At 57.0% G+C, this 11,053-nt stretch carries 15 protein-coding genes; 6 read left to right on the forward strand and 9 right to left on the reverse strand.

Features of this window, described 5'->3' with window-relative positions:
* The 7 genes from ACTIEN_RS21030 to tssA form a co-directional block, all read right to left on the reverse strand.
* Positions 1-104: type VI secretion system baseplate subunit TssF (locus ACTIEN_RS21030; protein ID WP_439525122.1), on the reverse strand; the 104-nt coding region annotated here is incomplete at its 3' end.
* 6 nt (positions 105-110) lie between these two features.
* A complete protein-coding gene (gene tssE / locus ACTIEN_RS21035; RefSeq protein WP_439525108.1) occupies positions 111-608 on the reverse strand; it encodes a type VI secretion system baseplate subunit TssE in 498 nt (165 codons plus the stop codon).
* Positions 601-1,434, reverse strand: a complete 834-nt coding sequence (locus ACTIEN_RS21040; protein ID WP_439525109.1) for a type VI secretion system accessory protein TagJ — start codon at positions 1,432-1,434, stop codon at positions 601-603. Before ACTIEN_RS21040 ends, tssE begins: the two co-directional genes overlap by 8 nt.
* Before the next feature lie 62 nt (positions 1,435-1,496).
* On the reverse strand, positions 1,497-1,985 hold the full coding sequence (locus ACTIEN_RS21045) for an Hcp family type VI secretion system effector (RefSeq protein ID WP_439525110.1): 489 nt from the start codon (positions 1,983-1,985) through the stop codon (positions 1,497-1,499).
* 84 nt (positions 1,986-2,069) lie between these two features.
* Positions 2,070-3,563: a type VI secretion system contractile sheath large subunit gene (gene tssC, locus ACTIEN_RS21050; protein ID WP_439525111.1), complete on the reverse strand. Its 1,494-nt coding sequence runs from the start codon at positions 3,561-3,563 to the stop codon at positions 2,070-2,072.
* A gap of 3 nt (positions 3,564-3,566) precedes the next feature.
* Positions 3,567-4,088, reverse strand: a complete 522-nt coding sequence (tssB, locus tag ACTIEN_RS21055) for a type VI secretion system contractile sheath small subunit (RefSeq protein WP_439525112.1) — start codon at positions 4,086-4,088, stop codon at positions 3,567-3,569.
* Between the two features lie 74 nt (positions 4,089-4,162).
* Positions 4,163-5,209, reverse strand: coding sequence for a type VI secretion system protein TssA (tssA, locus tag ACTIEN_RS21060; RefSeq protein WP_439525113.1), 1,047 nt, complete (start codon positions 5,207-5,209; stop codon positions 4,163-4,165).
* Here tssA and ACTIEN_RS21065 point away from each other — a divergent pair.
* Complete coding sequence (locus tag ACTIEN_RS21065) at positions 5,208-5,336, forward strand: hypothetical protein (RefSeq protein WP_439525114.1); 129 nt, start codon at positions 5,208-5,210, stop codon at positions 5,334-5,336. The two genes, tssA and ACTIEN_RS21065, sit on opposite strands and share 2 nt — an antisense overlap.
* A 103-nt stretch (positions 5,337-5,439) precedes the next feature.
* Here the strand turns inward: ACTIEN_RS21065 and ACTIEN_RS21070 are convergent, their stop codons facing one another.
* Positions 5,440-6,561 (reverse strand): class I SAM-dependent methyltransferase, encoded by a 1,122-nt coding sequence (locus tag ACTIEN_RS21070; protein WP_439525115.1) that lies wholly within the window; start codon positions 6,559-6,561, stop codon positions 5,440-5,442.
* Between the two features lie 405 nt (positions 6,562-6,966).
* Between ACTIEN_RS21070 and ACTIEN_RS21075 the strand changes: the two genes are divergently transcribed.
* From ACTIEN_RS21075 to ACTIEN_RS21095, 5 genes are read left to right on the forward strand one after another with little or no spacing between them, the layout of a single operon-like run.
* A complete protein-coding gene (locus ACTIEN_RS21075; protein ID WP_439525116.1) occupies positions 6,967-7,389 on the forward strand; it encodes a hypothetical protein in 423 nt (140 codons plus the stop codon).
* A complete protein-coding gene (locus tag ACTIEN_RS21080; protein WP_439525117.1) occupies positions 7,390-8,013 on the forward strand; it encodes a MotA/TolQ/ExbB proton channel family protein in 624 nt (207 codons plus the stop codon).
* 7 nt (positions 8,014-8,020) lie between these two features.
* On the forward strand, positions 8,021-8,464 hold the full coding sequence (locus ACTIEN_RS21085; RefSeq protein WP_439525118.1) for an ExbD/TolR family protein: 444 nt from the start codon (positions 8,021-8,023) through the stop codon (positions 8,462-8,464).
* On the forward strand, positions 8,461-8,874 hold the full coding sequence (locus ACTIEN_RS21090) for an ExbD/TolR family protein (protein ID WP_439525119.1): 414 nt from the start codon (positions 8,461-8,463) through the stop codon (positions 8,872-8,874). The genes ACTIEN_RS21085 and ACTIEN_RS21090 overlap by 4 nt, the downstream gene beginning before the upstream one ends.
* Positions 8,874-10,661 carry a DUF4384 domain-containing protein gene (locus tag ACTIEN_RS21095; RefSeq protein ID WP_439525120.1) on the forward strand — a complete coding sequence of 596 codons (1,788 nt, stop codon included), beginning with the start codon at positions 8,874-8,876 and terminating at the stop codon, positions 10,659-10,661. The genes ACTIEN_RS21090 and ACTIEN_RS21095 overlap by 1 nt, the downstream gene beginning before the upstream one ends.
* 143 nt (positions 10,662-10,804) lie before the next feature.
* On the opposite strand, the gene ACTIEN_RS21100 is transcribed toward ACTIEN_RS21095, so the two are convergent.
* The coding region (locus ACTIEN_RS21100) for a hypothetical protein (RefSeq protein ID WP_439525121.1) at positions 10,805-11,053 on the reverse strand (249 nt) is incomplete at its 5' end.

An 11,053-nucleotide genomic window follows, 5' to 3' on the forward strand; every position in this document is an offset into this window, starting at 1 on the left:
CCAAGACGCGACGCGATCTTGGGATAGCTTTTCGAAAACTCGGCACCCATCTCGCGCAGGAACGCGAGTTCGGTTTCGTAATGTCTGAGCAGCCGGGTATCCACGTTCGATTACCCCCCGTGCTCAAGCGTGACGTGCCCTGTCGTGGTGTCGAATTGACTGCGCAGATAAAGTTCCGCCGGGACCGGCTCGGCCCACATATCCGCGATGATGTCAAACACGATCACCGGCTCGCGTTTTTCGTCCGCAGTCCGGCTCACGATACTCAGCGATCCGTCGATCAGCCGTGGTTCAAAAAATTCCACCGCTGCCTTGATGGCGTCCCGCACGGCCGTCGCACGATTGCTGTTGGCAAAATCGCCCGTCGTTTCAGGCACACCGTAATTCACGACAGAGCGTATCACATGCGGGTATTTTTCAGCGTCGATCTGTGTTTCGAGATTGCCCGTGTTCAAGAGCCACGACAAATCACGCTGAATGATTTCTCTGAGGCGACGAATGTCGATCACCCGATCAGAATGACTTTCCGTCTTTTTGCTAGGCTCGTCATCAGTCAGGCGGTCAAGTATGGACGGCTGAAGTCGCTCTGTCAGTGTTCGGTCAGCCATTAACCCCCACCTCGCCTGCGGCGGCCGCTGTCACCGGGGCAAATTGGAAATTGCGTGCGTCCATGATGGGCGTGTCTGCCGTGTCGGTCGCAAAAAGGCGCTGGCCGAGACCGGCAAAGGTCTCGTTGCCCAGATCCTCCCATTCGGTCACCCGTGACAGCTTCATCAGGTCACTGCCCCGCTCGGCCGTTCCGGCGTATCGTGTCGGGATCAGCCCAACCAATTCACCGCCGTTCAGCAATGTCAGGTTGGCAGGCGTCCAGACCGTGTCGCGCAGGTCTTGCGGAGGCTCAAGCCGGAGGCTTGATAGAACATTGAACGGCATCCAGAAATACTTGCCGTTGACGACGATTTCCAGAACCGGGCCAAGCCGGGTGTCGGCATCGGCAACCCATTCGAAATCCTCTTCCCCCAAAGAACCGGAGGTTGCAGGGGCCTTGTCGAATGCCTCTGCGCGCAGATCGGCCGCCCGCTCGGGTTGACCCTGCGCGAGGGCTTTGAGGCCTTGCGCCAAAAGCGCCACCCAATCCTGGGGTTCGCCAAAAATCAGCGCTTCTTTTTCGCCCGCGAAAACCTTTTCGCGGAAGACTTCACATATGATCGCTTCTCGATAGGTCTGCGCCATCGACAAGGCCGAGGCATCAAGCTGAGCACACAGCTTGAGCTGTGCCACGGCCCGTTTCCAATCGCCCCTCACACAGAGCAATTGGAACAGGAATATCCGCAGCTTTGCATCATCCGGATTGGCCCGAACGCCGTCTTGCAAGCTCGCCAATGCGCCGGACAGATCACCGGATTTAAGTAGGTCTGTTGCTGTGTTCTGCACTGGCGAGCTCCTAAGAGTGATGTGGCCGCGGAGGTCGAGTCTCTAGGTGAAATACGGTGTGATCACCCTTCCACGTTTGCGCCGATGTTCCACTTGAAGTCGATGTCGGGTTCGCCACCACCGTCTTCTTTTTGTTTCACATAGGTCCACTTGACCTCTTCAAAGTTCAAAGTGATGTTTTCCGTCAACCGGTCTTCGCCGCCGGACCCACCCGTTGAAATGGATGTCACCAAGACTTTTTTCATCGTCATCTTGATGTATTCCAACGGCTTTTTGCCTGCCTTCCGGACAATCAGCTTCGCATCCGTGAAGTGATCGCCATTGGCGCATTTCAGCATCAGCGCCGGTGATGCGTTGTCCACCCATTTTGTCAGGCTGATATCCTGAAAATTCGCCTTGCCGGACCCGCCGCCGCCACCGGCATGGAAGGTTCCGGAGTTGCTAACGCCCCAGGACCAGGCGAGAACATCCATCCCTTTGTCACCCTTGTATTTATCGTCCTTGGTTTCGCCATCCGCGCCTTTGATCACGAGAAACATGTCAACAGCCATTTGAACGTCCTTTCTGTCGTTTTGCGGCTCATGCCGCGTTGGAAATAAGCAGACATCGCGGCGCGCGAGCGCCGCGAAAATGAATTATTGTTTTTCGGAAGGCAGCTTCGACACAAGTCGTAGCGAAACCGAAAGCCCTTCCAATTGATAATGCGGGCGAAGGAAAAACTGCGATTTGTAATAGCCAGGATTTTCCGGATCAGCCTGAACCTTCACTTCCGCCGCAGCGAGCGGTTTTTCCGCTTTGGTCCGTTCGCTGGATGTTTCGGGGCTTCCATCGACATACTGGATAATCCAGTCGTTCAACCAACGCTCCATATCGGAACGCTCTTTGAACGAGCCAACCTTATCCCGCACCATGCACTTGAGGTAATGCGCAAATCGGCAGGTCGCGAAGAGATACGGCAGGCGCGCGCCAAGGTTGGCGTTGGCTGTCGCATCCGGGTCTTCATAAACCGCTGGTTTGTGCAGGGACTGTGCGCCAATAAAAGACGCGTTGTCGGTGTTCTTGCGGTGCAGAAGCGGCATAAGACCCGCTTTTGCCAATTCTGCTTCGCGACGATCACCGATCGTGACTTCGGTTGGACATTTCATATCCACGCCGCCGTCATCCGTTGGGAAGGTATGCGTGGGCAAACCTTCAATTGTGCCACCGGATTCAACACCGCGGATACGGCTGCACCAGCCATATTCCTTGAAGGACCGGTTGATATTGAACGCCATGCCGTAGGCCGCGTTGACCCATGCAAACTTGTCGGAATCGCCACTGCCGGTGTCTTCTTCGAAAGCGAACTCCTCGACCGGGTTCGATTTCGCACCGTAGGGTTGACGCCCCAGGAACTTTGGCATTGCAAGGCCGATGTACCGACTGTCTTCGCTTTCCCGCAGGCTTCTCCAACCTGCATATTCCGGGGTCTGGAAGATTTTCGTCAGATCGCGCGGGTTGGACAACTCGCTCCAGCTTTCGAACTGCATCAGCGATGGGGCAGCGGCCGCGAGGAACGGCGCATGCCCGGCCGCACCGATCTTGGCCATTTCGCCCAACAGCTCAACGTCTGGGGGGGTATGATCGAAGTAATAATCCCCGACCAGGCAGCCATAGGGTTCGCCACCGATCTGGTCGTATTCCTCGCCATACAGCTTCTTGAAGATCGGCGACTGATCCCAGGCGGTGCCTTTGAATTTGCGAACGGTCTTGTGCAGGTCCTTCTTCGAGATATTGAGAACCCGGATCTTGAGCATTTCGTCGGTTTCGGTGTTGTTCACCAGGAAATGCAGACCACGCCACGCGCTTTCCAATTGCTGATATTCGTCGTGGTGGATGATCTGGTTGATCTGCTCCGAGAGCTTGCGATCAATCTCGGCGACCATCGCTTCAAGTGATTGCAGCACGTCCTCGGAAATCAGGTTGGCATTTTCCAGCGCCTGCTGTGCCAGCGTGTTGACCGCAGTTTCAACGGCTGTCTTCGCAGTTTCCGTGCGCGGCTTGAATTCCTTTTGCAGGAGGCTGGCAAAGTCGGATTCAGAAGTCTCCGTGGCGCCAGCGTCGACTTGCGCTTCTGTTGCTTGTTCGGCCATGTCTTATCCCTCGTCCTTTGCAGCATCGTCCCCGTCCGTCGGTGCAGCCTGTGCTGCCAGCGACTTGAGAAGAGCTGGATCATTCATTGCCTTTGAAATCAGCTCTTCCGCACCGGGTTTGCCGTCCATGTATGTCATCAGGTTGGACAGTTCGTTGCGCGCTTCCATCAACTTGCGCAGCGGTTCAACTTTTGCGGCAATTGCGCCCGGCGAAAAATCGTCCATGCTTTCGAAGGACACATCGACCGACAGATTGCCTTCACCGGTCAGCGTGTTCGGCACCGAGAAAGCGACGCGCGGCTTCAATGCCTTCATGCGATCGTCAAAATTGTCGACGTCGATCTCGAGAAACTTGCGGTCAGCGATATTCGGCTGCTCGACTTCCGACTTGCCGGCAAGGTCGGACATGACCCCCATGACAAACGGCAATTGCACCTTTTTTTCCGAACCGTAGAGTTCAACATCATATTCGATCTGAACCCTTGGAGCGCGGTTTCGCGCAATAAACTTCTGAGAACTGGACATTTGATTTCCCCGTCTGTTGATCGATTATCTAAATTCTTGTTGTGCGATGTGGCAAAGTTCTGAGCCCACCGCTTTTACCACTCGCTTGATTCCTCGGTGGTCGCGGGCGCTGCCTCGTTTTCGACAGATCCGCTGATGACCTTGATATTGTCGATGCCCGACGGCGCCAGATCCTTGATGATGTCCATAAAATCCGCACCAACCAGGCGCCGTGCCCGCTTCAGAATGATGGGCAGCGGGCTCGATGGCTCGTGTTTGGCGTAGTAGTCGATAATCTTGTCCAATGTTGCCGTGACATCGGCGCGGGTCGCGATTTCGCCTGGCGCACCGCCGCCACCGCGTGCAGATGGACGAGCCGCCTCGCGGACCACTTCGCTGACATTGGCCACGTCTTCCGGCACATCGACACTGACATGTTTGGACAAGGTTTTCACAATCGCGCTCAGCAGCTTCTGGAGGTCTTCCAATGACGGACCAAAGCCGGGCGTCTTTTCCAGGAACACCGCATCAATGGCGTTCACATCCTCAAATGCCGATGTTGCAGCATTGAAATAGGCTTCCAGTTCTTCGTCGGCGGTCTCTGTAAACGCAGCACTGATTTCGCTGCTGGACATCGGCGTTGCATCACCCGACGCTTCGGCCTCACCGTTGGCGATCTGGATGTCGCGCAATGTAACACGGCCGAATGCCCTGCTCTTGGTCAGGGCAGCGGCGGTTCTCAGGCCACGCAGAATGGTGCTGCGACCGGCCAGACCGGACACGGCATTGATCCGCATCATCGGGTCGTCGTCATCATCCTCGTCCAGCTGGGGATGGCAGGAATCCCAATGCTCTTCGAGGCAGAAGCGGATGTACTTCGTGATCTCGGCAAAGCCCGGCAAGCCGTTGAGACGGATTTCACTGTCTGCAAGATAAACGGCGGCGCGGATGTCGTGGCTGCGCTCGAGGACAACCCGCGCCTTTGCGGCCAAGTCCTTGTAGTCGGGATCGCTGCCCTCGACGATCTCAGACCCGGCCTGCTTTTCCTCCTCCGGCTGCCCCGCCAACTCCATGGCGATGAACTCTGGATCGTACTCCAGATTTTCACCGCTGGGCGCATCTTCTCCGTGGGATTTGAACATGTCTGACAACTTGGCAGCCTTCAGAAAAGAAAAAAAAAATGAACCAGCCCTAATCCGGGCGAGAAAACTGCGTGAAGGTTATCAAGACTTTGCGAAAAATCCAGTAGAAGAATCTTACGTTGGGTAAATTTCTTCCTTGCATTCGCAAGATCAAGACGCCCGAGTGGCTGAAAAATGCAGTGACGCGGTAAATTTGGCCGCCATCAAGGGGCTTTCGCGGGTGTCGTTGGCTAGGTGGGGTCGATATGGTGGGCAATGTCGTAACCACATCGCTTTGAGGCCTTCAACAACGGTGACCACACCGTGGCGACGCCCGATTCCTCACCATGCAAGACGCCTGTGCCTGTCTTCTCTGCACGGCGACGCCATCGAACCGCGGCGCTCGGGCTGGTCTTTGACAGGTAAACGCTTCCGGCGACGTGCGCACATCCAAGATCCGCATGCCGGGCCCCAAACCCGACATAGGGTGCAATCAGGATTGTGCCGGGACGGGCACCCGAGACGACCCTTCGCTCCAACTCGATCAGCTTTTCCGGGTCCTCGATGGGCTTGAAAAAGTAGATCACGTCGTAGCTGTCGTAATCCTCGAATGTCAGGGCATCAGCCTGAAAGACACTGGCCTCCAAACCCTTGGTCCGACCCAGAAGCGCACTGGCGGCGTCGACATAGGATTGTTGAAACTCCAACCCGTGCGACTCCTGAAAATATCGCAGCGCGGACAGAACCTTCAAGCCTCCCCCACACCCGACATCCAGAAAGCGGATCGGCTGTTCCTTGTCCTGCGCCAAAAGCACCCGGTAGGCAGCATGGAGATGCTGGTGAAATGTGCTGTTGGACAGCGCAATGTCTGGGTAGTAGCCGTTGGCAAGGCCGGCCTCGTCCTGTGACATCGGATTCAGAATGGCATGCAGCCAGTCAAAGACATCGTCACTTGCGCTATTTTGCGCAACTGCCAGCTCAGTGGTTCTGTCGTACAAAGGAATGCGCTTTTTGCGGTGCGTCACCTGATCTTGCACAAGGCCGCGCATCAAACTCCATTGGCTCAATTCAACCTTGAAAAGGTTGATCTTAGCACTCACCGGTCCCCATTGGCGGCGAATGTTCATCCGATCCTCAGACGTCTGCGCCTCGTTTTCCAGATCCACGCGCACGCTGTTCGCCTTGCCGACCAAAGCGGAAAATTCGCGGATTTGAAGATCAACCTGACTGCAAACCGCAAAAACCTTGTGTTCGTTCATGGTTTCCCGCTGCATCAGTTCACGACACAGCGTCTCGATATGGCTTTGCAAGGTTTTTCGGGTGGCTTGCAATTCCGCGAAAAATTGATCCTGGTCAGAGATTTGGTGAAGCATAATATCCTCAAAACAATCATGTCTGTTCGGTGGACACCAAGGTCCATCCTTGAAAATTCTGCATGTGAACGGACCTGGAAAAGCGCCCAATCACTGTGACAAACACCCTCCATACTCCTCACAAAGGGGTGGCCTGACAAACGAAATCCATCGCACCTTCGCCAATCCGGTCGAACCACCAGCAGCGCGCCCGCGTGTGTTTCGGGTGAAGCGCACTTGACCGGCAAACTGACTTGGCGTTTGCTGAACAAGGAGTTGGCCCTGCCTGCGCTGGTTTGCACACAAAGCATCAAGGCGAATTAAAGACCTGTGACTCGGTGCGTATAAAGTGTTTTTATTCAAAACCTTGCAGGTCACTTATTATCAGAACCTGAACCCCATCAGGTTACATTTCGGGAAGTCGATATGAACAAAATCCTCACTTCGCTGTCAGCCCTTGCCCTCAGCTCGCTCGCGTCAATCGCCTCTGCGCAATCTGGCTCTTTGTCTGTTGAACTGAATAAATTCGAACCCGGAGAAACCGGCGGCTGTCAGGCGTATTTCCTGTTCCGCAATCAAACCGGCAAGAGTTTTGAAGGTTTCGAGATGAGTCTGGCCATCCTCGACTCAGAAGGTGTCATCGACCGGCTCTTGTCGATTGACGCGGCGCCCCTGCCCGTTCAGCGCACCACGCTCAAACTTTTTGCCATACCCGACATCGCCTGTGCGGACATCTCCGAGATTGTGCTTCACGACATGCCGGTTTGCAAACCTCAGAACGAGGAAAACACAGACTGCTTTGAATTCCTTGATCTTGGAAGCAAGACAGACGCATCTCTGGTGAAATAAATGTTTGCAGCTTTTGCCAATATCGGAACCGGCGGTCCGATCATCCTGCTGCTTCTGGTCATGTCCGTCTTCTCGCTTGCGTTGATTGCCTACAAGATCGTCCAGCTTTGGCCTGTGACCTCTGGTGTCGCGGCGCGGGACATGGCGTTGAACAGCTTTGAAGCCGGGAACATCGCGGAAGCCGAGACCAAGGCCCAGAGCGGTCGATCCCCCGCGGACAGGGTCTTGGCCTTTGCGATCAAGGCGTTGGGTAACGGACGGTCGGGCGCCCCGCTGATGACAGAGCTGATGCGGCGCGGCAACGAAGAGTTTGCGCGCATGACCAATCACATCCGTCTGCTCGAACTCATCGCGATGATCTCTCCCTTGCTGGGTCTGCTTGGAACGGTGCTGGGCATGATCCAGTCCTTTCAAGAGCTTGAGCTGGCAGAAGGGGCCGCGAACGCGTCCGTCCTGGCCGGAGGGATCTGGCAGGCGCTCTTGACCACCGCCGCAGGTCTGTTGGTCGCAATCCCGGCAGCCGTGGGCGCATCGCTTTTGTCTGCGCGGGCTGAAAGGGGGGCGCAATTGATCGAAGGCGCGGTGTCGCAACTCATGCTGATCGCGGATCAGCCGGCGAAATAGGGCAGGCATGATACAGGAACCCGGTGCCACGCTTCTGAAACGACCACAGCCACCGCGGGCCCTGATTTCGCTGGTCCCGATGATAGATGTGATGCTGATCCTGCTTGTGTTCTTCATGGTCACGTCAACATACCTGAACCTTGACATGATCCCTGCCGTAGAGCGGTCGGATGAGGCGACGAGGCCGACGGAAAGCACATCAAACGCGCCGGGCGGCACGCTGATGATCCGGATTGGCGCCGATGGCGTGCCGACGGCACTTGGGCAAGGCTACGACCTGCCGTCGCTTGAAGCCCTGTTCCTGCAGCGGATGCAGGCGACACCCAACCTGCGTGTTCTGGTTCTGCCTTCCGGGGCGGCGGATATGCAGGCGCTGGTTTCGGTCATGGACACGGCCACCCGGTCTGGAGTGGTCAACCTGAGCGTTGTGCGTCTGGAGGTGGCAGAATGAAGCTGTCTCGCCCAGTGCCGCGGCAACCGCCGGAAACCATCGTGGCGCTGATCGACGTGGTGTTCTTTCTTCTGGTTTTCTTCATGCTGATCGGACGCATGGATGCGACAGCGCCTTTTGATGTCAGCCCCCCTGTCGCGGCGACCGGTGCGGACATGCCATCCGGAGGGATCACCCTGTCCGTCGGGGAAACCGGTGAGTTCGCGTTGGACGGAAATCGGATCGCCGATGGTGACCTTGATCAGATCCTGTCAGACCGCCTTGCCAAGGACGCCACCACATTGGTGCGGATCAACGCGCATCGCCACACGGAACTGCGCCACGTCCTGCCAATGGTCGGCCGGATCGAAGCCTTGGGTGCGCGCGATGTCGTGCTGGTTGTCACCCCTGAAACCGCACCGCCGAACTGATGATGCGATCGGCCGGGATCTGGATTGTTGCGCTTGGTGTCTCGACCGCCGCACATGTGACGGCCGCCTACGGGCTTTATCTGGTGACCAGGCCTGACGATACGCCCACGCAGCAAATGCCGGAAACCGAATTGCAGCTTGCCGCGTACCAGGTTCAACGCAGCGAGGCGCGGGAAACCCAACCGGATGCCGACCAAGCCATGTCGGGCGACACCAGTGGGGCGTCCCTTGATCAGGGTGCAATCGCGACGTCCCGCGCAGATGCGCTTGAACCCGACACGCCGACAACCGAAGCCGTCCAGCCAAACAGCAGTGCCGTTGCCGCGTCGGAAGCCACGGGCGCCCCGGCCCCTTTTTTATCCACTCAAAGCGCCAATCTGGCTGCCGAAGACCTGGCGCAGTCCGATGCGCCCATCGTCGATGTCCCTGCCGAAACAGCCGTTCTTGCGCAGCCGGACACGCAAACACTGTCCGAGGCCGCCATCTTGGCAGAAGTTCAAACCACGGCGGCCCTGCCTGCTGCTGAACCGATTGATGCGGCCCTGCCCAACGCTGAACCGATTAGCGCAGCCTTGCCCACCGCTGAACCTATTGGCGCAGCCCTACCTACCGTTGAACCGATTGGTGCGGCCCTACCTACCGTTGAACCGATTGGTGCGGCCCGGCCTGCCGTTGAACCGATTGGTGCGGCCCGGCCTGCCGCTGAACCGATTGGTGCGGCCCGGATTGATGCGCAGTTACTGCAATCCAACAGCGTGCGTCTTGCAGCCAGCGCACCGATCCCGGCAGCCACACCTGCAGCGCTCAAATCCAGCGCCGCCCCGCTTTCCAGCAACGCCGCACCACAACTTCAGGCGGACGGTCAAAACGCGCCGGAAACGTCGCCAGACCAAGTTCCCGTCGCACAGTCGCAAGTGCCCCGAGAACAAGCAGCCCCCGTCACACCGCCAGCAGACCGGGCAAAAGCCGCTTTTGCCTTTGCCGGATCCGGGGAAGACACGGTAGATCCGGTCTCGCTCTCGGCCTTTCAAAGCTTCATGGAACCCGGTGACCTGAGCGGCGCAGCAGCCGAGGTACGCGATGGGATCACCGGCATCCTCAGCGCAATTCCCTGCTCGCGACTTCAGGTCGAATTCGACCCCGACGAAAACACGCTGGTCGTTTCCGGCCACGTCCCGGAAACGGCTTTGCGCGGCAATGTTGTTGCGGCGATGCAGGCACAAATGGGCAATGACATACCGGTTCGCGACAACCTGTTGATCCTGCCGCGTCCGCAATGCGGGGCACTGTCCGGCATCGCCGGCGTCGGCCTTCCGCAATCAACCGACCAGATCACCAATCCGATGCTTATCGGCGAAGACACACATGCCCGCGAATTCCGCTATACCGAAGGCAACCCGTTGGTCATGACCCTGCAAGGCGCGGATTACGATGCTTTTGTCTATGTCGATTACTTTGATGCAGACGGAAACGTTCTGCACCTGATGCCGAACGAATTTACACCGATGACACGGACCAGAGCCAAGACGGCATTGCAAATCGGATCGAACAGCGTTCTGCCCGCAGGAGAACCCGGCCTATACATCGAAATCGGCCCGCCCTTCGGTCAGGAAATCGCGGTGGCCTTTGCAGCCTCAGAGCCGCTTTACGAAGGTGTACGCCCCTTGGTGGAAGCTGCCGAACCCTACCTAGCATGGCTACAGGAACAGGTCCGTGCAGCGCGCGAAAACAACCCGGATTTCAAGGGCGAATGGGTCTATTTCTTTGTATCGACGGCACCGGATTAAGGGCGCAGGATGCCCCCTGATGTCTTTGCCCAAGATCAGTGACGTCTTGCCACCTGCGCTATTGGCACCAGGATGCACCGGTCATAGCCAACAAATCGGCCGGCGCATTCGGCAAAGCCAACCTTGCTTTGAATCACCTCCCGTCATAGCGTTTGAGAGGTGAAATTGGTGTGTGCAGCGGCGTCAAAGTCAAATCTGCCGACAGCGCCATCGTGATTTTTCGAACAGCATTGCTCATAACTGGAAAGCAACAAGACAATGATTTCAAAAACAACGACCCTCCGTCTTGCAGGCATTCCCGTCATATTGGGATTGGTTTCAGCACCGCTTCTGGCATCGACACCTGACACGTTCAGATCAGCGTCTTCCGCACAGTCCAACCCCGGTTTCGT

Origin of the sequence: Marivita sp. (assembly GCF_051859345.1) — a bacterium.
GTDB lineage: Bacteria > Pseudomonadota > Alphaproteobacteria > Rhodobacterales > Rhodobacteraceae > Marivita.

Excerpts from the sequence above, each read along its gene's own strand:
- ACTIEN_RS21090 (WP_439525119.1), top strand. The coding sequence starts at position 8,461 with ATGAAGCTGTCTCGCCCAGTGCCGCGGCAACCGCCGGAAACCATCGTG.
- tssC (WP_439525111.1), bottom strand. The coding sequence starts at position 3,563 with ATGGCCGAACAAGCAACAGAAGCGCAAGTCGACGCTGGCGCCACGGAG.
- ACTIEN_RS21085 (WP_439525118.1), top strand. The coding sequence starts at position 8,021 with ATGATACAGGAACCCGGTGCCACGCTTCTGAAACGACCACAGCCACCG.
- tssB (WP_439525112.1), bottom strand. The coding sequence starts at position 4,088 with ATGTCCAGTTCTCAGAAGTTTATTGCGCGAAACCGCGCTCCAAGGGTT.
- ACTIEN_RS21070 (WP_439525115.1), bottom strand. The coding sequence starts at position 6,561 with ATGCTTCACCAAATCTCTGACCAGGATCAATTTTTCGCGGAATTGCAA.
- ACTIEN_RS21065 (WP_439525114.1), top strand. The coding sequence starts at position 5,208 with ATGTCTGACAACTTGGCAGCCTTCAGAAAAGAAAAAAAAAATGAACCA.
- ACTIEN_RS21075 (WP_439525116.1), top strand. The coding sequence starts at position 6,967 with ATGAACAAAATCCTCACTTCGCTGTCAGCCCTTGCCCTCAGCTCGCTC.
- ACTIEN_RS21045 (WP_439525110.1), bottom strand. The coding sequence starts at position 1,985 with ATGGCTGTTGACATGTTTCTCGTGATCAAAGGCGCGGATGGCGAAACC.
- ACTIEN_RS21095 (WP_439525120.1), top strand. The coding sequence starts at position 8,874 with ATGATGCGATCGGCCGGGATCTGGATTGTTGCGCTTGGTGTCTCGACC.
- tssA (WP_439525113.1), bottom strand. The coding sequence starts at position 5,209 with ATGTTCAAATCCCACGGAGAAGATGCGCCCAGCGGTGAAAATCTGGAG.
- ACTIEN_RS21080 (WP_439525117.1), top strand. The coding sequence starts at position 7,390 with ATGTTTGCAGCTTTTGCCAATATCGGAACCGGCGGTCCGATCATCCTG.
- tssE (WP_439525108.1), bottom strand. The coding sequence starts at position 608 with ATGGCTGACCGAACACTGACAGAGCGACTTCAGCCGTCCATACTTGAC.